At 71.7% G+C, this 25,600-nt stretch carries 20 protein-coding genes; 12 read left to right on the forward strand and 8 right to left on the reverse strand.

Going from position 1 to position 25,600, the window contains the following annotated elements; all coding sequences use genetic code 11:
- The first annotated feature begins 812 nt into the window (after nt 1–812).
- Entirely contained in the window at nt 813–1,337 is a 525-nt protein-coding gene (locus tag CLV40_RS37395; protein WP_146108192.1) for a hypothetical protein, read from the forward strand.
- Nucleotides 1,244–1,726, forward strand: coding sequence for an amidase domain-containing protein (locus CLV40_RS23255; RefSeq protein WP_104481089.1), 483 nt, complete (start codon nt 1,244–1,246; stop codon nt 1,724–1,726). The genes CLV40_RS37395 and CLV40_RS23255 overlap by 94 nt, the downstream gene beginning before the upstream one ends.
- Before the next feature lie 31 nt (nt 1,727–1,757).
- On the opposite strand, the gene CLV40_RS37400 is transcribed toward CLV40_RS23255, so the two are convergent.
- A complete protein-coding gene (locus CLV40_RS37400) occupies nt 1,758–2,045 on the reverse strand; it encodes a hypothetical protein (protein WP_146108193.1) in 288 nt (95 codons plus the stop codon).
- A gap of 504 nt (nt 2,046–2,549) precedes the next feature.
- On the opposite strand from CLV40_RS37400, the gene CLV40_RS23260 reads away from it, so the two are divergent.
- On the forward strand, nt 2,550–3,206 hold the full coding sequence (locus CLV40_RS23260; protein WP_104481090.1) for a class I SAM-dependent methyltransferase: 657 nt from the start codon (nt 2,550–2,552) through the stop codon (nt 3,204–3,206).
- 157 nt (nt 3,207–3,363) lie between these two features.
- Here CLV40_RS23260 and CLV40_RS23265 read toward each other — a convergent pair whose 3' ends face one another.
- Nucleotides 3,364–3,747: a hypothetical protein gene (locus CLV40_RS23265; RefSeq protein ID WP_245931498.1), complete on the reverse strand. Its 384-nt coding sequence runs from the start codon at nt 3,745–3,747 to the stop codon at nt 3,364–3,366.
- Nucleotides 3,748–4,044: 297 nt separating this feature from the next.
- On the opposite strand from CLV40_RS23265, the gene phoA reads away from it, so the two are divergent.
- The 4 genes from phoA (at nt 4,045) to CLV40_RS23285 (ending at nt 9,635) form a co-directional block, all read left to right on the forward strand.
- Nucleotides 4,045–5,442: an alkaline phosphatase gene (gene phoA / locus CLV40_RS23270; RefSeq protein ID WP_104481092.1), complete on the forward strand. Its 1,398-nt coding sequence runs from the start codon at nt 4,045–4,047 to the stop codon at nt 5,440–5,442.
- A gap of 489 nt (nt 5,443–5,931) precedes the next feature.
- Nucleotides 5,932–6,735, forward strand: a complete 804-nt coding sequence (locus tag CLV40_RS23275) for a hypothetical protein (RefSeq protein WP_146108194.1) — start codon at nt 5,932–5,934, stop codon at nt 6,733–6,735.
- Nucleotides 6,736–6,803: 68 nt separating this feature from the next.
- A complete protein-coding gene (locus CLV40_RS23280; protein ID WP_104481094.1) occupies nt 6,804–8,024 on the forward strand; it encodes a hypothetical protein in 1,221 nt (406 codons plus the stop codon).
- Between the two features lie 123 nt (nt 8,025–8,147).
- Entirely contained in the window at nt 8,148–9,635 is a 1,488-nt protein-coding gene (locus CLV40_RS23285; RefSeq protein ID WP_146108195.1) for an alpha/beta hydrolase, read from the forward strand.
- Nucleotides 9,636–9,704: 69 nt separating this feature from the next.
- Here CLV40_RS23285 and CLV40_RS23290 read toward each other — a convergent pair whose 3' ends face one another.
- Complete coding sequence (locus CLV40_RS23290; RefSeq protein ID WP_104481096.1) at nt 9,705–15,155, reverse strand: ATP-binding protein; 5,451 nt, start codon at nt 15,153–15,155, stop codon at nt 9,705–9,707.
- A 1,267-nt stretch (nt 15,156–16,422) separates the two neighbouring features.
- On the opposite strand from CLV40_RS23290, the gene CLV40_RS38235 reads away from it, so the two are divergent.
- Nucleotides 16,423–16,590, forward strand: a complete 168-nt coding sequence (locus tag CLV40_RS38235) for a hypothetical protein (RefSeq protein WP_181043676.1) — start codon at nt 16,423–16,425, stop codon at nt 16,588–16,590.
- Between the two features lie 541 nt (nt 16,591–17,131).
- Nucleotides 17,132–17,275, forward strand: coding sequence for a hypothetical protein (locus tag CLV40_RS38240; protein WP_181043677.1), 144 nt, complete (start codon nt 17,132–17,134; stop codon nt 17,273–17,275).
- A gap of 6 nt (nt 17,276–17,281) precedes the next feature.
- On the opposite strand, the gene CLV40_RS23295 is transcribed toward CLV40_RS38240, so the two are convergent.
- Nucleotides 17,282–17,911 carry a LysE family translocator gene (locus CLV40_RS23295; protein WP_104481097.1) on the reverse strand — a complete coding sequence of 210 codons (630 nt, stop codon included), beginning with the start codon at nt 17,909–17,911 and terminating at the stop codon, nt 17,282–17,284.
- A 35-nt stretch (nt 17,912–17,946) separates the two neighbouring features.
- Nucleotides 17,947–18,816: an AraC family transcriptional regulator gene (locus tag CLV40_RS23300; RefSeq protein WP_104481127.1), complete on the reverse strand. Its 870-nt coding sequence runs from the start codon at nt 18,814–18,816 to the stop codon at nt 17,947–17,949.
- A 157-nt stretch (nt 18,817–18,973) separates the two neighbouring features.
- Here CLV40_RS23300 and CLV40_RS23305 point away from each other — a divergent pair, with 157 nt between their 5' ends.
- Entirely contained in the window at nt 18,974–19,723 is a 750-nt protein-coding gene (locus tag CLV40_RS23305; RefSeq protein ID WP_245931500.1) for an NAD(P)H-binding protein, read from the forward strand.
- 33 nt (nt 19,724–19,756) lie between these two features.
- On the opposite strand, the gene CLV40_RS23310 is transcribed toward CLV40_RS23305, so the two are convergent.
- From CLV40_RS23310 to CLV40_RS23320, 3 genes are all read right to left on the reverse strand, one after another.
- A complete protein-coding gene (locus tag CLV40_RS23310) occupies nt 19,757–20,125 on the reverse strand; it encodes a DUF6368 family protein (protein WP_146108196.1) in 369 nt (122 codons plus the stop codon).
- A gap of 3 nt (nt 20,126–20,128) precedes the next feature.
- Nucleotides 20,129–20,947, reverse strand: a complete 819-nt coding sequence (locus CLV40_RS23315; RefSeq protein ID WP_104481100.1) for an aldo/keto reductase — start codon at nt 20,945–20,947, stop codon at nt 20,129–20,131.
- A 66-nt stretch (nt 20,948–21,013) separates the two neighbouring features.
- Complete coding sequence (locus tag CLV40_RS23320) at nt 21,014–23,212, reverse strand: MMPL family transporter (protein WP_245931501.1); 2,199 nt, start codon at nt 23,210–23,212, stop codon at nt 21,014–21,016.
- Between the two features lie 848 nt (nt 23,213–24,060).
- Here CLV40_RS23320 and CLV40_RS23325 point away from each other — a divergent pair.
- The gene (locus CLV40_RS23325; protein WP_104481102.1) at nt 24,061–24,492 is read left to right on the forward strand and encodes a hypothetical protein; all 432 of its coding nucleotides are present in this window, start codon (nt 24,061–24,063) and stop codon (nt 24,490–24,492) included.
- Nucleotides 24,493–24,577: 85 nt separating this feature from the next.
- Entirely contained in the window at nt 24,578–25,513 is a 936-nt protein-coding gene (locus tag CLV40_RS23330; RefSeq protein WP_104481103.1) for a hypothetical protein, read from the forward strand.
- Nucleotides 25,514–25,600 lie beyond the last annotated feature (87 nt).

Raw genomic sequence — 25,600 nt, forward strand, 5'->3', positions numbered from 1 at the left:
ACACTCGCCCTCCTCTCCTGGCCGCCTCCCAACACTCCCCTTCCCTTCCGCTTCCCAGCGCACGCCCCCTCCGCCTTTGGCACCTCGCTCCCCCCGAATACTTCCTCCCCCCAGCGCACCCCACTCTGTCCACTTAGTCCAACCGGCCTACCCGTCTCCCAACACAATCACCAAGATCTGCCACACGCCGTCGACATCCCCTCCCGCGAATGCCTCCTCCTGGCCACCCCGCTGCCGCCCGCCCCACTCATCCCCCTGCCTGCTCCACCACCGTCCTCCGCACCGCGCTTCCTCCGCCCACCTCGTCCGGTCCCCCAAGCGGGGCGCCACCTGTCTCCAGCAGGTGGCGCCCCGCTTTTCGTCGTTCACACGCCTTGCCCCGGACAGCGACCGACCTGCCATCTCCCCGTCAAGTCCGTGGGTGTGTGTCGCACACCCACCCGCACAGGCACACACCCCAACATCCGACGAAAGCCGACAAATCGTCCACCGATCGAGCCGCTCGACCCCGGCTCCAGACGACTTCCCCCGTTTCGCCTATTCACTATTCGACACCCCGAGCACCAAATACAAACTTGGCGGATCCCTTTTCGCGACAGAGAACGCAAATTCCTCCCGCTACCCGATTGGCGGAGTCCAGCCCTCCGGGGCACCACTAGGCTTCTGCGAAGTAGGAGAAAAACCTACAGGACCGGAGAGCGGCGACCTTTCCATTCAGCCACAGGCAGGCGTCGCCGTATTCGCATCGATAACTGGGGAAAGAAACACGAAGATTTCAGCGAGTGTTGGCGGCATGCCTCGGTGCGTCCGCGGTGGCAGTCGCCTCGGACGCGCTGCGCGGTCGCTTAGCGGTCCAAGCGCGGAAGTTGGACGAAGTCCGGGCATTCACGCTGACCACGACGTCGCGCGGGTACACCAAGTCCGACGTCGAGGTCACCATCGACGCCGTGGAGACCGAACGGTCGGCCACGCGGGTGCGCGCGACCGAGCTGACCAAGCTGTACTTCGGGCACGGCGACCCGAACGCGCCCGCGTACGAGGCGTACAAGGTGCGCCACCTGCTCTCCTTCGCGCAGGTCAACGACATCTGGACGCTCACCTCGGCCGAGGTCGCCCTGGGGGCCGGGCCGCCGCCCGCCCTGTACGCGGAGGTCCCGGCCAAGCGCCCGGGCTCGACCAAGCCGGATACCTCCGGCCCAATCGCGAACTCCGCGGGCATCACGATGACCTACGACTACCTGCCATGTACAACTACGCCGAACAGTATTGGGACAACTACAACGACGACTACCGCGCTCAGGGCAACGACTGCACCAATTTCATCTCGCAGATCATGAAGGTGGGCGGCCGGGAAGATGACCTGGGCATCTGGAACTCGGATGAGAACTGGTGGTACAACTGGATCAACCAGACCCACAGCTGGGCGGGCGCACACAACTGGGCGGTTTTCGCGCGCATCAACTCCCAGCGCGTCTCACACATCCCGAACGTGTACGAAATGCTCGTCACCGACGTCCTGCAGGTCGAGTGGGACCACCCGGACGAGGGCGACGAGCCGAACAACATCGACCACACGATGATCCTGACCGGTAGGCTGGGGCCCGCGGGAGCCGCTGAGGAGATCTACCTGACCTACCACGCCTCCGACCGCTGGAACGTCGCCTTCTGGGGATGGCTGCTGCCGCAGGGCAAGGATCGCGACGCGTGGTACGCCCACCGCACCTGACCTGGGAGAAGCACGTGATCAACCCACCCCATCACGGCGATGGACGAGGTCGACGCGGGTGGCGGCCGACCGCGGTGTCCGCCGCCACCGGCGCGTTCCTCATCGGCGCGACCGCCTGTTCCGGCGCGGCACCCCCGACCGGCGCGGGCGCCGCCTCGGCCGAGGAGGCGGTCGCCGCGTACGTCTCGGCCCTCAACACCGACGACGCCCACGCGCTCGCGGACCTGGCGTGGCAGCAGAACCCGGAACTGGCCACCGCCGTCGACTCGCTGCTCGCCACTCGCGGCGGTCGCGACCTGCGGGTGACGAGCCAGGACATCCAATCCCCGGTCCCCACCAATCCCCGGTCCCCACCAGTCCACGGCCCACCTCACCGGCACCATCCGCACCGCGGACGATCCGAACGCGCCGACCACCACATACACCACCAGGCTCTTCCTCAACCGCCACGACGACCGCTGGTACGTCAACCTCGTTCCCCCGGCACCGGTCAGCTCCCCGCCGCCCCTGCCGACAGCGGGAACCCAACGCCCCACGCCATGAGCGACACCCGGCCGCGACGGGCTCGGCGCCTCAGGATTCCACCGTCGAGTTCACTGGCGGACCAACCCGAATCCCGACTCACCACGGCGCACCACCGCGACGACGAGGCAGCCAGGCCGGCCGGATCGCGGAGCACGCCGTGGCGTGGCCGCGCGATGAGCAACCCCCGGTCGACACCTTCGCCATCAACTGCCTCGCGTGGTTGAACGACCATACCGGCGTCGCCGAGCCGAACCCGCGAACACCAACCCCACGACCACTCACACCCGGGACACCTGACATGCGGACAGACGACTGGCTCGCCAACACCCGCGAGTCCTACGACACCGTCGTGGCGAGCTACGCCGACCAGATGCGGGGCGCCATCGCCAAGGACCGCTACCTCAGCGCCGCGCTGTCGTTGTTCGCCGAGAGCGTCGACGGCGGCCCGGTCGCGGACGTCGGCTGCGGCTCCGGGCACGTCACCGCTCACCTCGCCGCCCTCGGCGTCACCGCGTTCGGCGTCGACCTGTCACCCGAGATGGTCGCCCAGGCCCGCCGCGAATACCCGGACCTGCGGTTCGAGGTCGGGTCGATGACGGACCTGGACCTCCCCGACGCCTCGGTGTCCGGTGTCCTGGCCTGGTGGACGCTGATCCACATCCCCGACGCCGAGATCCCCGGAGTCCTCGCGCACTTCCACCGCGTGCTGCGCCCCGGCGGTCGCCTGCAGGTCGGCTTCCACACCGGCGACGAGTCGCACCTGAAGACCCAGGGCTATGGCGGCCACCCGATGAACGTGCACGTCCACCGCAGGCCACCGGAGCGGGTGGCGGCCTGGCTCCGGGAAGCCGGGTTCGAGATCGAGGCGCACCTGCTGATCGCCCCGGACTCGTCGGCACCGCAGGCGCTCCTGTTCGCCCGACGACACCCCGAAACACCGGAGGCACGCGACTAGGTGCTGTCCCGCAAGGTCCGACACACGCCATCCGCGCCCGCGCGGACCCTGGCCGCACGTGCGGAAAGCCCAAGGACAACCCGGTACGCGCGGCCTCCCGCACGCCCGGACACCACGCGGACCACGAAACCCGCGCACCGGACTTACCAGGCAGCGCCTAACCCCGACCGGGCCGCTTGTCCTCGACGTGCACGACCGTCAGCTCGCGCCCGTCCCGATCCCGCTTGCCGCGCCCGGTGAGCCCCGCCGTGAGGTCGTCCGGCGTGGTGACCTCGTCGGGCGCCACGTAGGTGAGCACGTCGGGGTGGTGACCGGTGACCGCCCACCCCGGGGCCGCGGTCAAGGTGATCGTGTTGAAGTCGCCCGACGGCGTGCCGGGGCGCACCGGGCCATACTCCCGGAGAATGTCCACCGCTTGCCCTGCCAGGTCGCCCTCCGAGTCTACCAGGATCACGCACGTCCCGTGCTCGAACAACACCCAGGACTTGCCTTCCCCCAGGATGATCCGCCGCCAGACACCCACGAGCTCCGCCACCGCCACCAGCACCCCTCCTCGGTCGACGCCGGGAGTATGCCGCGATTCCGGCCTAGAAACCCGCGATTTCGACAAACCGACCTGGCGTGGACACAGTGGACAGTCCGCCGGGTGTTGGGTCCCGTTAGCGCGGATTGGCTGCTTACCGGCTTCTGGGTGTTACGCCCGTTTGATGTCCGCTCACACGGTGCTCAAGTGTTGTTAACGCACTGGCAGCCCGCCGCTCACATCCAGGCCGGGCTCCGCACAGGTTCGGGTGGGCTACTGCGCGGCGTGAGGATTCTCGGGCTTGGAGGAAAGAACATGCCTGTGGTGTCGAGGCGCCTGGTGGCGCTCGGTGTTTTCGGGGTGGCGGTCGCCTTGACCGCGCCCGCGGTGGCGGCGGCCGGCCCCGGGGACGACCCGTCGGCGCGGGCGGCGGCCGGTGGGGACCGGACGCAGGACGTGCGGCGGGCGATCGAGGGCGGCAAGGCCCGCAACGTGGTCCTGTTCATCGGTGACGGGATGGGCGACTCGGAGATCACCATCGCGCGCAACTACGCGCGCGGCGCCGCCGGGCGGCTGGAGATGGACTCGCTCCCGCTGACCGGGGCGTACACCACCTACGCCGTGGCCAAGGGCGACCCGTCCAAGCCCGACTACGTGACCGACTCCGCCGCGTCCGGCACCGGCTGGGCGACCGGCAGCAAGACCTACAACGGCGCCATCTCCGTCGACGCCTACGGCAACCCGCTGCCGACCATCCTGGAACTGGCCAAGCGCAACGGCTACCGCACCGGCGACGTGACCACCGCCGAGGTCCAGGACGCGACCCCGGCCGTGCTCGGTTCGCACGTCGTCAGCCGGGACTGCAAGGGCCCCAACGAGACCAGCACCGCGTGCCCGGCCAACGCCAAGGAGAACGGCGGCGCGGGCTCGATCTCCGAGCAGCTGGTGCAGACCCGCCCGGACGTGCTGCTCGGCGGCGGCGCGACCTTCTTCAACCAGACGGTCAAGGCGGGCCAGTTCCAGGGCAAGACCGTGCTCGACCAGGCCAAGGCAGCGGGCTACCAGGTGGCCACGGACGCCGCGGGCCTGCGCGCCGCGCGCGGCGACAAGCCGCTGCTGGGCCTGTTCGCGCCCAACAACATGGACCTGCAGTGGGTCGGCCCGGTCGCGAAGGTGGGCGGCACCGAGCCGTCGACCTGCCAGCCGAACGCGAACCTGCCCGCCGCCCAGCCGAAGCTGGCCGACATGACCCGCAAGGCGCTCGACGTCCTGGACCGCTCGAGCCGCGACCGGCACGGCGACAAGGGCTTCTTCCTCCAGGTCGAGGGTGCCAGCATCGACAAGCAGGACCACGCCGCCAACCCGTGCGGTCAGATCGGTGAGACCGTCGGCTTCGACGACGCCGTCGCCGCGGGCCTGGCCTACGCCCGCAGCCACCCCGACACCCTCGTCGTCGTGACGGCGGACCACGGCCACACCAGCCAGATCATCCCCAACGGCACGAAGAGCCCCGGCCAGACCGCCACCCTGGTCACCCGCGACGGCGTCCCGATGACGATCAACTACGCCACCAACACCCCGGGCCAGTCCCAGGAGCACACCGGCACCCAGGTCCGCATCGCGGGTTACGGCCCGCAGGCGGCCAACGTCGTCGGCGTCACGGACCAGACCGACCTGTTCCGCACCATGAGCCGCGCCCTCGGCGTCCGCTGACCGGCCCGGTCGAGCCACTACCGGCCGACCGCGCCACTGTTCCGCACAACTGATTCGCCACCGCCCGGCCGGAACCCGTCCCGCGATCACGCGGGGCGGGTTTCCGATGTCCACACCGGGTCGAGATCCACTGTACTCCGCTGTGGACCGCAACCGCCGCGGGTTTTACACAGGCCCGCGCTCACCGAGCGGGAAACCCCTGAAAGACAAGGCTTTCTACTACCGGATCGAGTGAATCGACCGGCTATACCCGCCACTTTCCCTTGTGTGAGGGCTAGTGTGTGCGGCGTTGGTGCGTTGTGCCTGGTGGTGCGGGGATGCGGACACCGACTCCGGACATGTGGCGCGGCCTGGTCAGGCGAACGCGTTCTCGGTATGGACAAGAACCGGACAGCGCGAGCGCGATGTCAGGAACGCGCTGGACCGGGGGCGTGGACCGTGAGGTAGGTTCCACGACCGTCCGATACCGGGTGCTCGGAGGGTCACACCATGTCACAGGGTCCGGGATTACCCCCAGACAGCGGGAACGACGTCTACCTGTCGAAGACGCTCCGGCACGCGCCGACCGATCTGTTGTTGGACGACGCCGTGGCGAGCGGCCTGGTCCGGTCGGTGCTGGGCCGGTCCGTGCGGGTGGCGGTCGGGACGTTCCTGCTCTTCGTCCTGCTGTGGGTGGTGAACGGCGGGGTGTTCAGCCGGGGCGACGACGCGGAGACGTGGTTGATCGTCGGCGCGCCGGTCGCGTTCGGGGCGTTCGTGGCGTACTGGCTGGCCTTCCTCACCGGTGAGAAGCAGGAGGCGATCAGCGAGTGGTGCACGCTGCTGGCAGGTAAAGCCGGAGCGGCGGACTCGGTGTACAGCCACATCGCGGGTGGGCTGCGGGACCGGCAACTGCCGATCCACAACTACCAGGTGCGGCGCACCGCCACGGCGTTCGGCGCCACCGGGAACCGGTTGGTGCTGGTCGACGGGCACCACTACGTGTTCGTGTCGGTGTTCGCCTACGGCACCAGCCTCTACCTGGGGTGGACGATGTGGCGGATCCGGCGCGGCCGCGTCCTGCTCCAGCAGAGCGTCGGGCGCCACTCGGCCGACCGCTTCGACGCCGTGGGCCGGATCCTGGACCTGGAGCGGCTCAAGGCGATGCGGGAGGCCGTGCACGCGACCTGCCGCGAGGCGCTGGACGCCGCGGTGCGGGACGAGGCCGTGGCCGAGACGTACGGATTCCCGTCGGGGATGCCGCCCGTCGAGGGGCTGCCGTACGGGCAGGCGCCGAGCCCCAACCGGCCGTGACGCGCCCGGGGTGGGCACCGGACGGAGCCGCAGCGGCGGGAGCCGGGGTGGGGGCGACACCTTCGGGAGTGGTCACGACCCACGGCGGCGGTCGGTGGTGGGCGTGGGCGGCGAGCCGGATCGCGCCCGCGGCAGGCAACCGGGGTTCCGGTGCGCCCGTGGCCGCCGACCGGGTTTCTGGCGCGCCGGAAACCCGGCAGGGCGGGGTGGGCGCGGCCGCGCCGCCGGTCACCGTCCACAACCAACAGTCCGGGCCCGCGAACCACGTCGTGCAGGTCGGGCAGTTGTTCGGCGGGGTGCACATCCACGAGGGCGCGGCGCCCGTGCCGGACGACTCCGCGTGGCTGCGGTCGTGCTGGGAGGTGGCGGGTGACGCGCCGTTCGAGGTGCGCTACGTCAACCGGCCCGAGCGGCCGGGGCTCGACTGCTTCCTGATCACCCGGGCGGACAGCGTCGACCAGGACGACGCGCGGCGACGGGTGGCGGACTCGCGCGCCCGGCTCGGGCGGGTGCCGGGGCACGTCGGCGCCGAGCCGGTGGTCGACGAGGCACACGCGCGGTGGGTGCTGGAACCGTTCCGGCCGCACGGTGCCGGCCTGGTCGAGGTGCGCAAGCGCTTGACGGCGCGGCGAAGCAGCCGGGACGACGCGCGGGACCCGTGGTTGACGGCGGTGACGCCGTTGGCCCGTTCGCCGCGGTCGTGGGAGCCGTTGTGGGCGGAACTGGCGCGGCTTCCGTTCGAGGCGGTGCTGTCCGTGGGGCTGCTCGGGTACCGGGTCGGTCCCGGACTGCGGTCCCACCTCGCGGCGCGGGCCGCCGAGTTCGGCAGGCTCGCGCGGGAGGGGCCGTCGCGCACCGGGGTGTGGCACGCGCCTCGACCGCCGGACGAGTTCGCCGTCGCCGCGCTCCCCCTTGTCTCGGAAGCGGTGCGCCGCTACACCGACCGCGCGTACCTGGCGCGGGTCACGCTCGCGGCCACGCGGCCGATCCCGCCGCTGCTCGCCGAACTGGTCGCGGACACCCTCTCGTCCCGGGACCCGGGCGTCGGGTTCGCCGGGCCCGCGGTGCTGCGACCGGGTGCCGCGGACGCGGCGATCGCCTGGCACAACGCCACTTCGCTCGGCTTCGCCCCGCTTTCCGCCTACGACCAGGGGAATCCCCCGGAGGCGATCGGCGCGGTGGAGCGGGTGCTCGGCGGGATCGTCGACCTCGACGAGGCCGCCGCGGTGTGTAGGCTCCCCTACCGGGTCTCCAGTGGTTCTCCACTGTTCGTCGACCATTCCTCCTGACACTGCCAAACGCCAGATTTGGCATCAGACCACGGGCTGATCCCATATCCCCCTTGTGGGCGTTGTGGTGCGCGACCGCGACTGAGAGCGTGCTTGGCGACCTGGACACGAGGAGGGGGTTCTGTGCGCAGGATCGCAAGAGCAGTCGGCGGGTTCACCGCCGCGGTGGCCATCGCCGCCGGGATGGTCCCGGTGGCGTCGGCGGAATCGTTGGGGCAGCGGCGGATCGAGTGGGGGCCGTGCCCGGAGTCCGCGCACACCGAGTGCGGGAAGCTCAGCGTGCCGGTGGACTGGGCCGAGCCCGGTGGTACGCGAATCGACCTGACCGTGGCCCGCAGGAAAGCGGGCGACCCGGCACGGCGCATCGGGGTGTTGTTGGTGAACCCCGGCGGGCCAGGCGGGTCCGGGGTGGATGTGGTACTGGCCGCCGAGCAGGTGATAACCCCGGACCTGTTGGCGCGCTTCGACATCGTGAGCTACGACGCGCGGGGCATCGGGCGCAGCCAGCCGGTGCGGTGTTCGGCGGAGCTGCTGGGCAGGCAGCCCACGGCGTATCCGGCGAGCCAGACCGAGTTCGACGCGCTGGTCGCGTACAACCGGGAGCTGGCCGCGGATTGCCGGGCGCGCAGCGGACCGGTCTTCGACCACGCCGATTCCCTGTCGGTGGTGCGCGACATCGACGCGTACCGCCGCGCGCTGGGCGAACGGAAGATCAGCTTCTACGGGCTGTCGTACGGCACGCTCATCGGCCAGCAGTACGCCGAGGAGTACGGCGAGCACGTGCGGGCGATGATCCTCGACTCGAACATGGACCACAGCCTCGACGCGCGCGGGCTCGGCGACACCGGCGCCGCGGCGGGCGAGGACTCGTTCGCCGAGTTCGTCGCCTGGTGCGACCGCACACCCGGTTGCGCGTTGCACGGCCGCGACGTCGGCGCGGTGTGGGACGGCCTGCTGGCCCGCGCCGACCACGGCGAGGTCGTGGACGGGTCGGGTCGGGTGGTGACGGCGAACGGGCTCGCCCGCGGGGCGCACAGCCAGCTCGCGTTCCCGAACTGGTCCGAGTTGGCGGAGCAGATCGCGGCCGCCGACGGGGGCGCGCCCATCCAGTTCCCCAACGACCAGGCACAGCCGGTGGACGGGACGCTGCCCAACTCGTACCTGGCGATCTTCTGCCAGGACTGGGCTGTCCGGGCCCGGGACCAGCGCGAGGTCGACGAGATCCGGACGAGGCTGACGCGGATCGCCCCGCACCTGCGGGGCTCGCCCAACACGCTGAAGGCGGTGCTGAACTGCACGGGCCTGCCGGAGAAGGTGAACAACCCGCAGCACCGGCTGCGGGTCACCAAGGCACCGGAGATCCTGATGATGGCCGTGCGGCACGACCCGGCGACGGCGTACGCGTGGTCGGCCAACGCCCACCGCCAGATCCGCGGCACCTCCGTCCTGCTCACCTACGAGGGCTGGGGGCACGGCGTGTACCACCGCTCCGACTGCGCCCGCCAGGCGATGGACCGCTACCTCCTCGAGCTGCGCGCTCCCCGCGACGGCGCCCGCTGCCCGGCGGTCGAACCCGCGCCGCCCGCACCGGGGCTGGTCGGGGCGCGCTAGGCGGCTCCGCTTGACGCAGGAGGAGCCCGTACGGCTTGGCCGTACGGGCTCCTCCCCCGTTCGGTTCCGCTAGTCGCGGGCGGCGATGGCCTCGATGATGCGGGGGCGGAGTTCGGCCGCGCGGATGACCGCGTCCACCGAGCCCACCTTCACGGCCCGCTGGATGTTGTGGACGCGGTCGAACTCGGTGGCGACCTCGCCGAGCTTCTCGGCGCGGACGGAAGCGCGCAGCTCGTCCAGTTCCACGTTCAGCGCGCCGCGCTCGGCGCCCTGGACGCCCGCGATCTTGGCTTCCAGGTCGCGGATCCGCGGGTCCGACGCGGTGCGCGCGTTGACGTCACTGGCGAAGACCGCCGCGGCGGCGGGCGCGCCGCCCAGCACCGAGGCGAAGGAGCCCTCCAGCGCCAGGACCGTCATGTTCGGGTTCAGGGCCTTGGAGAACACCACGAACGCGCCGCCGTGGTAGCGGGAGATGACGCAGAAGACGATCGGGCCGCGGAAGTTGACGATGGCCCGGCCGATCTCGGCGCCGTACTCCAGCTGCAGCTTGCGCATCGACTCCGGGGAGCCGTCGAAGCCGGACAGGTTCGCCAGCACGACCAGCGGGCGGTTGCCGCTGGCGGAGTTGATGGCGCGGGCGGCCTTCTTCGACGACCGCGGGAACAGCGTGCCCGCGGTGTAGGTGTCCGGGCCGTCGGTGGGCGGGAAGCCGCGGCGCGGGACCGCGCGCGACTCGATGCCGATCAGGCAGACCGGCCTGCCGCCCAGGTGCACGTCCTGCACCGCGGTGGTCTCCGCGTCGGCCATGCCCGCCCACCGCTCCAGGACCGGGTGGTCCTGGTCGGACAGCGCGCGCATGACCGTGCGGATGTCGAACGGCTTCTTGCGGTCCGGGTTGTGCTCGGCGGAGAAGATCTGGCCGACGGTGGTGAAGTCGCTGTCGACGATCGCGTGCGGGTAGTCCGACACGTCCCGGTCGACCGGGTCGGTGGTCCGGGTGTGGCGCGGGGCCGACTCGCCGGGGACGACGTAGGTGTGGTCGTAGTGGGACATCAGCACATCGCGCGCGGCGGTCAGGTTGGGCGCCCAGTACTGCGCCTGCCCGTTCGGGCCCATCACCCGGTCGTAGCCGCCGATGCCGAAGTTGTCCTCGGCCGACACGCCACCGGAGAAGTCGAGCGCCTGCTTGCCGGTCAGCACCATGGCCGAGTCCGGCGTCATCACCAGCACGCCCTTCGTGTGCATGAGCATCGTGGCCTCGGCGTTCCAGTACGGCTGGGCGCCCACGGTGATGCCCGCCACCACGATGTTGATCTCGCCGCCCGCCTGGGTGAACTCGACGATCCGCTTGAGCGCCGCGGCCACCCAGTCCATGTTCTCGGTGCCGGACTCCATCGAGACCCGGGCGCCGGAGGACAGCGCGTACCACTCGACCGGTACCCGCGTCCGCTCGGCGAGGTCGAGCGCCGCCATGACCCGGCGGCACTCGGGCTCGGCCAGCGCGCCGAGCGACTTGGTCGGGTCGCCGAGCAGCACCACGCGGGTGACGCCCTCGGGGTGGCGGCGGGTCTTCGTGGTGACCACGCCCGCGACGATCCCGGACTTGTTGCGCCCCTTCGGCCGGTCGACCGGCACCAGCGCGTGGTCGGCGTCGAGGTCGTGCTCGACGAACTCGCCGAGGATCTCGGTCAGCTCGTACGGGTACACGGAGTTGCGGGCCGCGGCGCGCAGCACCTTCTGCCGGTAGTCGTCGAGCGGGCGCACCGGCTCCAGCGACGCCTCGCCGACGGTCAGCTCCGTGCCGCCGGTGGCGTCGAAGCGGATCCGCACCGCGGTCTTGGCCAGCTCACCGGTCGCGTCGTCGCGGCGGCGGGCGATGAACAGGATCTCCTCCAGCCCGGCGCCCGCGGTGGTGGGCAGCACGCGCTTGGCGATCATGTCCAGCTCGGCGCGGGTGATCTCGCTCGGCGGCCAGACGTAGACCACGATCCGGTTGGTGTTGATCCGCTTGCGCGAGGGCCGCAGCGCCTGCGCGCGGCGGATCGAGTCGAGGCAGGTGGCGATGACGTCCTCGGCGGTGGGCAGCGAGACCAGCCTGCCGTCGTGCTCGCGCAGCTCGGCCAGGTCGCGGACCTGGGCGAAGGCGACCAGCCGCTCGTCGGACGGGTTCTCCCTGGCCACGCACTGGAAGAGGTAGACCTCCTCGTCGGAGGACGGCAACCGGGTCAGGTCGAACTCGCGCAACCGCTCCAGCTGCATCCGCTGGGCGATGTACGGGTGCAGACCGCGGATCAGCCGTTCCTCGGTCATCCCGGTGGTCGACGGGCGGAAGGTGAAGTGGTGGTGCATCACCGCGCCGCCGCTGCCCGCGACCGTCGCGGTGAGCCTGCGGACCTGCGCGGGCAGCGGGGTGGACTGGACCACGCCGTGCAGCGTGGCGACCAGCTCGTCGAAGTCGCCCGGCTGGCTCTCCCAGGCCAGGTAGATGTCGGCGTCGAGCGGGTCGGCGCCGGTGGCCAGCTCGGCCAGCCCGCGCAGCGCGCTGCCCAGGGCGTCGAAGGCGACCGCGGTGGAGACCACGGCGGAACCGGCGCGCTCGGCGACCACGAACGTGCAGTCCGCGACCTCGCGGGTGCGGACGGCGACGAGCTCCTTGTTGCCGTAGTAGCGCCTGGTCAGCACCTCGAGCATGGCCGAGTTGTCCAGGTCGGCGCGGTTGAGGCGCTGCCCGAGGAGCCGGACCAGCGGCTCGGTGCTGCGGACCATCTCGGCGATCCGCTCGGCGCGGTCCGGCGCCTGCGGGTTCGCGTCGAGGTGCCGCAGGTGCTTGCGGACGTCGGCGTACACGCGGGCCCGGTTGCGGCGCAGCAGCGGCTGGGCGAACCAGCCGAACACCACGCCGCGGGCCAGGTCGGCGACCGCGGGGAAGCGGACCTGGGTGGCGGCCACCAGCCGCTCCAGGGCCAGGCCGGCGGGCTCGCGCAGCGCCTCGTCCGGCGGCGGCTCCTGCAGCCAGGCGCTGAGCAGCGCGGTGACGACCGCGGCGTCGGCGGTGGCGCGCTGCTGGGCCAGGAAGATCCGGAACACGGCGGCTTCCAGCGCCGGGGTCCGCTCGAGGTCGGTGACCCCGTAGTGGCCCAGCGCGGTGGCCAGCTTGGCCTGGAACCGCTCCGACACCCCGGCCCGCTCGACGTCGAGGCTCTGCAGGTAGGTGTGGAAGTACTCGCGGGCGCTGTGCGCGTGGCCCGCGCCGTCCTCGCCGGTGGGCCGGTTGCGGCTCAGCTCGGCCAGGTCGGCGAAGGCCGCGACCAGCGCCAGTTCCGCGGCCAGCGGTCGCTGCCCGGCGGCGGTGGCCTCGCGGCGCGCGGACAGGTAGCCGGTGAGCACGCGGCGCTCGTCGTGCGGGTCGACGTCGAAGCCGAGCAGCAGGGCCCGCAGGTCCTCCTGGCCGCGGGCGACGCGGACCCGGGCGGGCACGTCGGCGGGCTCGACGGGCAGGTCCAGCTCGACGGTGCTGCCGGTGTCGGTGTCCTCGGCGGTGTCGTCGGCCAGCGGCTCCAGCCGCATCAGCGGCGCGCCGGTCTCGACCTGGCTGCCGACGGCGACGGCCAGCTCCTTGAGCCGGGCCTTGAACGGCGCGCGCAGCACCGTCTCCATCTTCATGCTCTCCAGCACCAGCACCGGCGCGGCCGCCTCGACCACGTCGCCGACCTGGACCGGGGTGGCCACGACCAGCGCGGGCGCGGGCGAGCGGACGACGCCGCCCTCGTCGCGGGTGACCCGGTGCGCCACGCCGTCGACCTCGACGAGGTGGGTGGGGCCGTGGGTGCCGGTGAGCAGGCGGTAGCGGGTGCCGTTGACCGCGATCTGGCCGGTGTGCCGGTCGAAGCGGTCGAGCACGACGTCGGCGGCGCGGGACTGGTCGCCGGACTCGACGCCGACCCGGAACCGGGTGGCGCCGACCCTGGCGACCCGGACGCGGTAGCCGACGCCGCGCAGCTTCAGGTCGAGCGGGCGGCCGCTGTCGTGGCGGGCCTGCGGGCGACCGCCGAACGCGGTGGACAGCAGGCGCTGCCGCTCGGCCTGCTCCTGCTCCTCGTAGGCCTCGATGGCGGCGGCGGCGAGCGCGACGGCGGAGTGCCGGTGGGTGACCAGCCCGCCCTCGGCGCGGACCCGGTCGATCCAGCCGGTGTCGGCGCTGCCGTCGATCACCTCGGGCTGGTCGAGCAGGTCGAGCACGAAGCTCTTGTTGGTGGCGCCGCCCTCGATGATGACCCGGGTCTCGGCCATGGCCCGGCGCAGGCGGCCCAGCGCCTCGTCCCGGTCGCGGCCGTAGGCGATGATCTTGGCGATCATCGAGTCGAAGTCGGCGGGGATGGTGTCGCCCTCGCTGACCCCGGTGTCGACCCGGATGCCGGGACCGGCGGGCAGGTCGAGCCGGGCGATGCGGCCGGGGGACGGCGCGAAGTCGCGGTCGGGGTCCTCGGCGTTGAGCCGGGCCTCGATGGCGTGGCCGCGCTCGGCGGGCGGGGCGCCGTCGAGCTTCCCGCCGGACGCGACGTGCAGCTGGGCCCGGACCAGGTCGAACCCGGTGGTCGACTCGGTGATCGGGTGCTCGACCTGCAGGCGGGTGTTGACCTCGAGGAAGGCGAAGAGCCGGTCGCCGGGGTGGTAGAGGAACTCGACGGTGGCGGCGCCGCGGTAGCCGACGGCGACGGCCAGCCGCTCGGCGGAGGACTTCAGCTCGGCGGCCTGCTCGGGGCCCAGCACCGGGGAGGCGGACTCCTCGATGATCTTCTGGTTGCGCCGCTGCACGGAGCAGTCGCGCACGCCCAGCGCCCACGCGGTGCCCTGGCCGTCGGCGATGACCTGCACCTCGACGTGCCGGGCGCCGGTGACCAGGCGCTCGAGGAAGACCACGCCGGAGCCGAAGGCGCGGGCGGCCTCCTGGCTGGTGCGCTCGTAGGCGTCGGTCAGGTCGTCGGGCTTGGTGACGACCCGGATGCCGCGCCCGCCGCCACCGGCGGTGGCCTTGAGCATCAGCGGGTAGCCGATCTCCTCGGCCGCGGCCAGCGCCGCCTCCAGCGTCTCGACGGCGCCGCGGCTCCACGGCGCGACCGGGACCCCGACCTCCTCGGCGATCAGCTTGGCGCCGATCTTGTCGCCGAGCCTGCGCATGGCGTCCGCGCTGGGCCCGACGAAGGTGACGCCGACCCGCTCGCACAGCTCGGCGAAGGCCGGGTCCTCGGCGACGAAGCCCCAGCCGACCCACGCGGCGTCCGCGCCGGTCTCCACCAGCGCCCGCTCCAGGACGCCCAGGTCCAGGTAGGGGCGGGCGGCGGCGGGGCCGAGGTCGTAGGCGATGTCGGCCTCGCGCACGAAGGTCGCGGCGCGGTCGACGTCGGTGTGCAAGGCGACGGTCTCGATCGGCGAACCGGTCTCCGCGGCCAGGTCACGGACCGCGTGGATGAGCCTCATCGCGGCCTCACCACGGTTCACGATGGCGATACGACTGAACACCGACCGGGTCCCTCTCTCCAAGGCCCAGCTCGCCCGACCGGCGAACCGGGCGGGTCCGGTGATCGCTTGTGGTCAACGGGCCGAGAGCCTGACGGATGCTGACGGCCCGAGTGTAGTGACCGCCCCAAGATCGACAACCAACTGGCGCGGATCTCACAGCCGATCACGCCCCGCGTGCCCGCGACCGCGCCCGCGGGCAATTGACCGGAAAGGCGAGCGTGAAACGGATTCGTGTGACGCGCACCCTTCCGACACGATAGCGGGCATGGCGTTGAGCGACCCGAGATGGGCTTTCATGCCGGACTCCGACGACTCCTTGCCGGATATCGTCGTGGCGGACATGACGGCAGTCGAGTGGCGGACCGCGCCGCGGTATTTCGCGGCCGATCCAGCGTGCGGTGCCGCAGGTCGAGTTCCTGACGTTCGAGCAGCTCACGACCGGCGCGGCGACCTGGGACTCGAACTTCGCGCAACTGGCCGTGAGCACCCCCAGGGCGGTTGACCGCGTGGTGCCTCATCGATGAACCGGCGGTCGATTTCGACCCCAAGGGGTCACCGAGGTCGAACACCTCGACGCGATCTCGGATTTCCTGCGCGAACTCGGCGGAATACCGAACCGGGATGCGACAATGAGCAGGGAAGGCGCGAGAGACCTGGTCGTCTGCCGCTATCCACACACCGCGGACACACTCGACTTTGCCCGGCACGGGTTCGCGGTTTAGCCGTACTCAAGGGTAATTTCAGGCTACCGTCCGGTAAAGCGGACAGGTACGTCCCGGGTTCACGTACCCGGCAAGCCGAACCCCGATCCGCCACTCGGCGGGCCGGGTCACCCGATGAGCCACTGTGGACAGTGCGCGAGCGGTCCCCGGCTCGCCCCGAACGCGCGAGTACTCGAGCGACCACGCCGAGCGATGCCTCCGGCAGAGGATCGCCCCCAACCGGCCAAAACGTCGCGGACGAGCCGAACCCGCGAGGAGTCGGTCGTGGGAGTGCCCCTCCGGCCTCCCCTACACGCCCCGGTTGGCGGTGCGCCGACGCACCGGGCGGACCAGCCGATACCTGTTCCCACGGTCTTCAGCGCCGGACCGCTTGTCGTGGCGCTCGGCGATACCGGTGGTGGCGAGCCAGGGACCTCCGCGACGGCACTGGCTCGAGATGTAGCGCAGGCGGGACGCCGGACCCGGTCCGTGCTCGGCGGTGAGCACGAGTTTGCGAGGAGGTCGGCGAGGGTTCGGGTTTCGCGCTCGGTGAGCCTCGAGAGCAGGTGCCGCTCGGCCGTGCCCTCCACGTCGAACCGGGCGTCGAGCGCGGCGACGCCCGCCGGGGTGAGCCGCACCCGGCCCCGGCGGCGGTCGGCGGGGTGCGGCTCGCGGGTGCTCAGGCCCCGGTCCTCCCAGGACGCCAGCCGCGCGAACAGGGCGCCCCCGAGTGAGGCCGAGGCGGTCGGCCAGCGCGCTGGCCCTCGCCCCATACCGAGGCCGACGCGCTGCTTGACATGGCGGACGGCGATCGCGCTGCCGCGCGTCGAGGCCCACCTGGACCGCGACCGGCGCCTCGACCGAACGACCCCGGAGGACGTGGTGCGTGCCACCGAGCCGTCATCGGGGCGGCCGGTGACCCGCGGGCCTCGTGGGATCTGCGCTACCCGCGGCTGCGCCACGACCCCGACCCGACCACCGGCGCGGCGCTGCTCGACCAGGCCACCGCGCCGCGCGACACCGCGCCGGACGACGCGCACCGCGGCTGGACCGAGTTCCTCCTGGGAAGGCTCGCCGACACCATCACCCGCGACCCCGACGCGGCGGCCGCCCACTACTGGCGGGCGGTCGGGGCCGCCGAGCGGCACGGCGACGACGCGCCGCTGTGCGAGTCCCTCTGCAGGCTCGGCGCAGGCCCACGCCAACGGCCATCCCAAGACCGCCCGCACCCTCCTCGACCGCGCCGCCCGCGCGGGCTCGCTCGCCCAGCCCCTCATGCTCGCCGACCTGGCGCGCGCACGCGGCGAGGCCGCGCCCGCCCGCGCCCGGGTCGAGGCCGTCAAGCAGTGGGCCGACGCCGTCGACGCCCACCGGATCACCGACCGGGCCACCGCCTTCCTCGCCGACGGCGACCACTGACCGGTTTCACTGCCTGCTGAAGGCCAACCCCACCCCGAAGCTGACGAGGACACCGCCGAGGGTCCCGTCGACCGTCCGACGCACGGCGGGCCTGCGCAGGACGTCGCCGAGTTTGGTGAACACCAACGCGTACGCGCTCATGCAGGCGAAGCTGACCACGGCCGTGATCGCGACCAAGGCGAACGGGACCCAGGCCGGATCGCCCGGGTTGGTGAACTGCGGTAAGAGCGCCGACATGAACAGCGCGGTCTTCGGGTTCAAGGAGTTGGTGAGCAGCCCGTCCCGGTACGAGGCGAGCACGCGCGCGGGCCCCGCCGACGCGGTGGCCGACGCCGCCACCGGCTCCCCCTTGCGGGCCGCGCTCAGCAGCGCACGGAAACCGAGGTAGCACAGGTAGAGCGCGCCGATCCACTTCAGCACGGTGAACGCGACGACCGAGGCGGCGAGCACCGCCGAGATCCCCGCGATCGAGGCGAGCCCCCAACCGATCTGGCCGGTGCTGCACCCGGCCGCCGTGGCGAGCGCGGAGCGGCGCCCGCGGCCCAGGGAGTTCTTGATGACCACGGCCGTGTCCGGGCCGGGGATCGAGGTCGCGAGCAGGGCCACGCCCGCGAAGGTGAGCAGTGCGGTGAGCATGGTTCCGACGGTAGCAGCGGGGACCGACAAAAATGTCACGCCCGGTACTCGGACGGTGTCACGCCGCGTCGGCGCTTGAACGCGGCGCTGAGCGCGAAGGCGTTGGCGTACCCCACTTTCCCGGCGATGGCCGCCACCGTCGCGTCCGTCTCGCGGAGCAGGTCGGCGGCCCGCTCGACGCGCCACTCGGCCAGGTGCGCCATCGGCGGCCGTCCCACCGCCGCGGTGAACCGCCGCGCCAGGACGGCTCGGGACGTGCCGGTCTCCGCGGCGAGCGCGGCGACGGTCCACGCGCGAGCGGGGTCGTTGTGCAGCAACCGCAACGCCTTGGCCACGAGCGGGTCCACCGGTCGCGCTTCCTGACCGTCAAACCACGTTCGGAGGGTCGAGATGAGCGCCAAGTCCAGTAACCGGTCCAGTACGGCCTGCTGCCCGGGTCGGTCCACGGAGGCCGCAGCGGCCGCGTGGTCGAACACCGGATCCCGCGTGCCACGGACCACTACGACGTCCGGCAGCGCCGTCAACAACCGCTCGCCGACACCCGCGCGTCCTTCGTAGGCACCGCTGAGCAGGACGGTCTCCCCCTCAGGGTCACCGCACGTCCTCGGCTCCGGGCCGCAGGCGCGGACACAGAAGTCGTCACTGGTTATCACGCGTGACGGTGGCGTATCCGGCTGTTCCGCCACCGTGTACGGCTCCGGTCCGCGAATGACCACTACGTCACCGGTTTCGATCGATACGGTCTCCCCTGCCGTGACCACCCACGCACGCCCTCCTAGCGCACTGACCAACGTGAGCTGCGCACCGCCCGTGAAGCGCACCGACCAATCCGGCGCAAGACCGATCCGGGTAACCAGAGCCGCCCGGGCGCGCACACCGTCGAGCAGGTCGGTAAGAGAGTCCATACCGCCAAGATAGAGAGTCTGAGACATCTACCCGAGCGCCTCGAACATGGTCCGTGTGGCGCGGGAGGGCTTGACTCTGCGTATGAGTCAAATCCTTGTCACGGGAGGGACGGGCAAGACGGGCCGTCGGGTCGTTCAACAGCTCACGGCCGCCGGTGTGCCGGTACGCGTGGGCTCCCGCTCGGGCACTCCGCCGTTCGACTGGACCGCGCCCAACACCTGGGACGCCGCGCTCGACGGCGTAGCAAGCGTTTTCGTCGTGCCGCACGAGACCGAACCGACAACGCGCCCGTTCATCCGCCGCTGCCTGGAGACCGGCGTCCGCCGCGTCGTGCTGCTCTCGGGACGCGGCGTCGACGTGCCCGGCTACGCCGACCTCGAGAGCCCGATGGCTCACGTCCACGTCGACGGCGAGGCCGCCGTCCGCGCGAGTGGTCTGGAGTGGACGATCGTCCGGCCGACCTGGTTCGCCCAGAACTTCACCGAGGGCTTCTTCCGCGACGCCGTGCTCGCGGGCGAGATCCGACTCCCCGCGGGCAAGGGCGCCGTGCCCTACGTCGACGCCGAGGACATCGCCGCCGTCGCCGTCGCGGCCCTCACCGAGGACACCCACCACGGCCAAACCTACGAACTATCCGGCCCCCACGCCTTGACCTTCGACGAGGTGACCGCGGAGATCTCGCGAGCCACCGGACGCACAGTGCGCTACGTGCCGCTGTCGGAGGAGGAGTTCATCGCGGAACTGGTAACCGAAGGCTGGTCCCCCGCGGAAGCGAGCGACTACGCCGCCGTCATCAGCCCCATCAGACACGACCTGGAAACCCCCATCTCCGACGGCGTGCACCGAGCCCTGGGCCGCCCACCCCTCGACTTCACCACCTTCACCCGAACCGCGTGGGCTACCTGACCAACCTGAACTCCGGGTGCGCTAGCCAGGCCGTCAGGAATTCCCCGCCCCCACCGTCGCCGCGGCGGCGGGGAGCAACCCGTCGAAGTCGATCAACGCGTCCAGTCGAAAAGCCAACGCTACCGCGACCCGCGCCACGACGTGGTGGTTCACCTTCGCCGACGAGTACGCCCCGATCGTCAGGCACGAGTGCGGCCGTTCCGCCCGCACGACCGTGTGGTCGATCTCGTCGTCGAAGTACTCCGTGTCGTCCTCGATGTTCATCGACGACAGGTGGCTGGAGTGGTCACCCCGCCACCGGAAGTCCCCACCGGTGGCGAAGTCGCAGAAGGTCTCCATCCAGCACAGCAGGTCGTCCACCGAATACGGCCGGTGCACCCACAGCCCCACCGATGGTCCCATCCGCTACCCCCGGCTGAGCCGGTGCCGCTGGTCCGCGTCGAGCCGCAGGGTCGTGGCGGCGACGTTCTCGGCCAGGTGGCGGAGTGCGGTTGTGCCGGGGATCGGCAGCACGACGGGGGCGCGGTCGAGCAGCCAGGCGAGCGCGACCTGGGCCCGGGTCGCGCCCAGCTCGGCCGCCACCGCCGCGACCGCGCCGTCGCTCGCGGCGGTGGCCGGGTGCACGGGGCGCCACGGCAGGAACGCGATCCCGGCGGCGGCGCAGGCGTCGAGTACGGGGTCGTGCTCGCGGTCGAGCAGGTTGTAGCGGTTCTGCACGCTCGCGATCTCGGTGACCCGCCGCGCTCGCGCCAGCTGCTCCACGGTCACCTCGGACAGCTCGATGTGCCCGATCTTGCCCGCGTCCCGCAGCTCGGCGAGCGCCCCCACCTGCTCCTCCAGCGGGACCTCGGGATCGACGCGGTGCAGTTGGAGCAGGTCCACGCGGTCGAGCCGAAGCCCGCGCAGGCCCTCGTCCACCTGCGCGCGCAGGAACTCGGGGCGCCCGCACAGCTCCGCCTCTCGTGGCGCGTCCACCCGCCGGACCCCGACCTTGGTCGCGATGAGCAGCCCCTCGGGGTACGGGTGCAGTGCCTCGGCGATCAGCTCCTCGTTGGCACCCCACCCGTAGAGGTGCGCGGTGTCCACGAGGACGACGCCGAGCTCGACCGCCTTCCGCAGCACCGCGACCGCGTCGTCCCTCCCGGTCTCGGCCCGGGACAGGTGCATCGCCCCGAACCCCATCCGCCGGACGCGGTGCTCCCCACCGATCGCGAACGCGCTCATCCGCCAACCCCCAGTCGACTCGGCGCGACTGTAGCAACCGAAACCCCGTGCCGTCGCCGGTCTCCACTACACCGCCGTGCCCGCTTTCCGGCGAAGGGCGCGCTTCCACGCCCCGTCGCCGAGCAGCGACAGGGTGGCGGGCAGCAGCACCCCGCGCACGATGGTGGCGTCGAGGATGACGGCCATGCCCATGCCCACACCGAGTTGCTTGTTCTCGATGGAGGTCAGGGTGACGAACACGGCGAAGACCGCGGTCATGATGACGGCCGCGCTGGTGACCACACCCGCGCTGCTCTCGATCCCGCCGACGATGGCGGCGCGCAACAGATCACCGGTGCCGAGGCGTTCGCGGATTCGGCTGAGGATGAAGATGTGGTAATCCATGCTCAGTCCGAAGAGGACCACGAAGACGAACAGCGGCAGCCAGTCCATCACACCGCCGTACGGCGTGAAGCCGAGGAGTGCGCTGAGGTTCCCGTCCTGGAAGATCCAGGTTACCACACCGCAGGCCGCCGCGATGGCCAGCAGGTTGAGCACAATGGACACCAGCGAGATGGCCACCGAGCGGAACACCGCGGCCAGCAAGGCGAAGGCCAGCACCAGGACGAACGCGAAGACCCACGGCGTCCGCTCCGCGACGCGTTCGGTGAAGTCGTGGGTCTGGGCGGCCTTCCCGCCGACGGCGAAGTCCACGCCGTCCACGCGACCGATGGTGGCGGGCAACAGTTCCGCGCGAAGTCGTTCCAGCGCGCGGACGGTGGTGTCGTCGGTGCCGGAGCCGGAGACCGGCACCCGGATGACGAGGGCGCGGTCGACCGCGGCCACCGCGATCGGTTCGTGGATCGGCTGGTCGGCACCGGCGCACGAACGCAGCTCCGCCACGGCTTCCCGCAGCCGCGGGGAGTCGACGGGTGAACCGTCCCGGTTCCACACCACCACCCGCGTCGGCGCCGCGGACCCGGGGAACGCCTCCTGCAGCCGGATCGCGTTGTCGACCGCCGCGACCTCGCGCGGCAGGCTGTTGACCACGGCCGCGTCCTGGAGCCGCATTCCCAAGGCGGGCAACGCGAGCACCACGAGCACCGCCACGGCCGCGCCGCCGAGGAGCAGCGGACGCCGGACCACCCGGTGCGCGATCCGCGACCACACCCGCGATTCCCGCGCCGCGACCCGGCCGCGCCCGAGGAACGGCACGCGCCACCGGTCCACCCGGTCGCCGAGCAGCGACAGGATCGCGGGCAGCACGACGACCGCGCCCGTGACCGAGACGCCGACGACCACCGCGGTGGCCACGGTGGCGCCGCGGAACGCGTCCAGCCCGGTGATCAGCAGCCCCACCAGGCAGAGCACGACCGTCAGCCCGGACACCACGACCACGTGCCCGGAGGTGCGGGCGGTGATCCGCAGCGCCGCGTCGCGGTCGCGGCCCGCGTGGCGCTCCTCCCGGTACCGGCGCAGGGAGAACAGCGAGTAGTCCACGCCGATCGCGATGCCGATCAGCAGGATCAGCGACGACGACGCGCTGTTGATCGGCATGACCTTGCCGATCAGCGCCAGCAGCGAGAACGTCGCGGCGAGCCCGGTCACCGTGAGCAGCACCGGGATGCCCACCGCCACGAGCGAGCCGAACACCACCACCAGGATCAGCACGACCACCGGTGCCGACAGCAGATGAGAACGCGCCAGGTCCGCTTTGACAGTAGCGTCAACGGCACTGGTGAGGCTGCGATCACCCGCCATGACCACCCGCACGTCCGGGTGACGCGCGGCGACCGCGTCGACGACCGCGGCGGCACCCGCGAAGTTCGCCCGAACCCGCTCGACCGGCTCGGCCACCCGGAAGGCGACCAGCGCCGACCGCCCGTCCGCGCTGATCAGGTCCCCGCCGTCCGGCGCCGTGGGCGACCGGACCTCCGCGACCGCGTTCTCCCTGGCGCGCAAGGAGTTCACCAGGTCATCCGCCGCCGCGCGCAACGGTGGGCTGTCGACGAAGGCGCCGCCCGGCGCCCTGGCCTGCACCAACACGTTCTCGCGGATCGCGTCGTAACTCCCTTGCGCGTCAAGGGTGGTTTGCGCGCGCCCCGACTCCCCCGGATCGGTCGCACGGGCGTCCGCCCCCTGGACGAGGACGCTCAGGGCGACGGTCACCACGACGAACACCAACCACCCACCGATGGCCCGCCACCGGTTGCGCACCGACCACGCGGCTATCCGCTCCACCAACGCGACCCTGTCCGCACCGACCGACGACATACTCTCCCCCATGGAAACTCTCCTTGGCACCTGCCAAGAAAAGTTAGCACTACCCGCCCGCGCCCCGCCACACCCCGGCAGCCAAGAGGACCGAGTTCACCGCGCCCGCGGGGAGACAAGGGAGGATCACACGACCGACACCGTCGATGTCCGCTCGGCGGACGACATCGCGGCACCCCACGACTCCGACGACGACTACCTGACGATCGCCGCCACTACGCCTCCCAAGAGTTCTCCCACGCCACGAACGGCGAGTACCACCTCTCAACGGGCACGGCCCCGCCGCCGGCGCCGGGTGTCCACGAGGCCGTGCTTGGTGATCGGTCGCAGAGCCCCGGGATGGATCGACGGGGGCTACGGGGCGCGGGCTGCTTGGAGGTCACCCCGAGCCCGCTCGACACCCGGGTCCGCGCACGACCGGCCGGATCCCGCCGGGCAACCCGGTCGAACACCCCGACCCGCCACGGACAGACGGACGAGCAACGCGCCCGTGAACTCGACCGATGCCATCCGGCCAAGCGCCGCCGGACCACGGGCAACGCCCCGACCGGATCGCGACCGACCGCTCGCCACCATCCACTATGGACCGAACTGAGCAGCCCTCGACTATCACCCGGTCGTGTGGCCACCACCCGACGGATACCGCCACTACCCGGCGATTCACCACCCAGCCGGGTCATTCGCACAGCCAAACGTCTCTTTAGGACAATTCCTGGACATCGGCGAGCGGGTGCGAGGAGCGCGGACGGGGTCGCGTACGGTGTCGGGTCAGTGGCCGCGGGGCGGTCACCGTCGGCACGGTGGTCACCGATTGGGGGCAGGTGCGGACCACCCCCTCGCCACCTGGAGCCGTGCCACCGATGTCGCGTCCCGAGCTGAGAACCCACCCGCTGCTGCGGCGCTTGGCGGACCTCGCGCTGCCCGACGCCGACCACGCGATCTTCGGCAGCGGACCGCTGCTGGCCTGGGGCATCCGCGACGCCATCGGCGACCTCGACGTCATCGCCAGGGGCGCGGCCTGGCAGCGCGCCGCCGCGCTGGCCGAACCCGCGGGCGCGTCCTCGGGCACCGGGCTGGTGGTGCGCCCGCCGGGCTCCGCCATCGAGATCTTCGACCGGTGGCTGGACCCCGTCTTCGACACCGACGAGCTCATCGACTCCGCCGACCTCATCGACGGCTTCCGGTTCGTCGCCCTGGACAAGGTCTACGCCTGGAAGCGCGCCAGCGACCGCCCCAAGGACAAGGTGGACGCCGACCTCATCGCCCGGTTCCTGCACTCCTGCCCGAGCTGATCCCGGTCCCGAGTCCTCAAGCGACAGTGCGTGGTGCACACTGTGCCGACCGGCGAGCGGACGCCGGTCGAGTACTGGGGGTCCGATGACCAAGCGCGCGCTCGTGGCGATTTCGGTGCTTTGCGCCACCCTGTCGTTATCGGGGTGCGAGGTGTCGGGCCTGGCCGTGCCCGACCCCGCGACGATGGCCCCGGTCACCGCGGACGTGCTCGGCGACCTCGCCACCTTCGACGCCTGCGACCTGGTCACCCTCACCGACCTGATGCCGTACGGCGCGCCCATGGTCGTCGACGCCGAGAACCTGGACAACTGCGCCTACCGGGTCGCCGCGCCCGACCCGGACGACCCCATGACGGTCAGCATCGGCGATCTGACCAGCGAACTCCCACCCTCGCGGGGCACCGAGCGGTACCGCGAGCTGCCCGGCGGGATCGCGCAGACGACCCGTGCGCAGACGCCGCGCGACTGCGAGCAGCTGTTGGCCTTCGCCGGCGGCCCGGTGTTCCGGGTCCTGGTCACGAACGCCGAGGAGAACCGGAGCTGCGAGGTCGCCAACACCGTCGCGGGCGTCTTCGCGCGGCGCCTGGTCAGCGGCAAGCCCATCGCCCGGATGAACCGCCGCCCCGGCTCGCTCGCCGCGGTCGACCCGTGTCCGCTGCTCACCGACGACGTCCTGGCGCCGCTGCCCGCCCTCGCGGGCGCCAAGCGCCGTTCGGCACCCGCGCGCCACGTGTGCTCACTCGCGTCCGCCGACGGCGGAACCACCCTCGAGGTCCGCTTCGGCGGCGGCTCGGACCTGGAGTGGACCTACCCCCAGGAGCTCCGCCAGGACATCGCGGGCCGGGTGACCGCCAAGCACTTCTCCGTCGTGTGCTCGATGATCACCGAGCAGCTCCGGACCGCCCAGATCCGCTACCGGGAGCTGGCCACGGTCGCCGTCCGGACCCCGGATCTCACCTCCTGCGAGAAGGCGGCGGCGGTCGCGGAACGGCTGTGGCCCAAGCTCCCGGCCAAGCCGTAGCCGGTGCTCGGTGCGCGGATAGCACGCGGCCCCGATCGGCGGTGAGGCCATCCCGACACCGGTCCCTCCGGTCTGCCGGATGGCCCG

It is taken from the genome of Actinokineospora auranticolor (assembly GCF_002934265.1).
GTDB lineage: Bacteria > Actinomycetota > Actinomycetes > Mycobacteriales > Pseudonocardiaceae > Actinokineospora > Actinokineospora auranticolor.

Excerpts from the sequence above, each read along its gene's own strand:
- CLV40_RS23255 (WP_104481089.1), top strand. The coding sequence starts at position 1,244 with ATGTACAACTACGCCGAACAGTATTGGGACAACTACAACGACGACTAC.
- CLV40_RS37400 (WP_146108193.1), bottom strand. The coding sequence starts at position 2,045 with ATGTCCTGGCTCGTCACCCGCAGGTCGCGACCGCCGCGAGTGGCGAGC.
- CLV40_RS23260 (WP_104481090.1), top strand. The coding sequence starts at position 2,550 with ATGCGGACAGACGACTGGCTCGCCAACACCCGCGAGTCCTACGACACC.
- phoA (WP_104481092.1), top strand. The coding sequence starts at position 4,045 with ATGCCTGTGGTGTCGAGGCGCCTGGTGGCGCTCGGTGTTTTCGGGGTG.
- CLV40_RS23275 (WP_146108194.1), top strand. The coding sequence starts at position 5,932 with ATGTCACAGGGTCCGGGATTACCCCCAGACAGCGGGAACGACGTCTAC.
- CLV40_RS38240 (WP_181043677.1), top strand. The coding sequence starts at position 17,132 with ATGCTCGCCGACCTGGCGCGCGCACGCGGCGAGGCCGCGCCCGCCCGC.
- CLV40_RS23295 (WP_104481097.1), bottom strand. The coding sequence starts at position 17,911 with ATGCTCACCGCACTGCTCACCTTCGCGGGCGTGGCCCTGCTCGCGACC.
- CLV40_RS23300 (WP_104481127.1), bottom strand. The coding sequence starts at position 18,816 with ATGGACTCTCTTACCGACCTGCTCGACGGTGTGCGCGCCCGGGCGGCT.
- CLV40_RS23310 (WP_146108196.1), bottom strand. The coding sequence starts at position 20,125 with ATGGGACCATCGGTGGGGCTGTGGGTGCACCGGCCGTATTCGGTGGAC.
- CLV40_RS23315 (WP_104481100.1), bottom strand. The coding sequence starts at position 20,947 with ATGAGCGCGTTCGCGATCGGTGGGGAGCACCGCGTCCGGCGGATGGGG.
- CLV40_RS23320 (WP_245931501.1), bottom strand. The coding sequence starts at position 23,212 with ATGGGGGAGAGTATGTCGTCGGTCGGTGCGGACAGGGTCGCGTTGGTG.
- CLV40_RS23325 (WP_104481102.1), top strand. The coding sequence starts at position 24,061 with ATGTCGCGTCCCGAGCTGAGAACCCACCCGCTGCTGCGGCGCTTGGCG.
- CLV40_RS23330 (WP_104481103.1), top strand. The coding sequence starts at position 24,578 with ATGACCAAGCGCGCGCTCGTGGCGATTTCGGTGCTTTGCGCCACCCTG.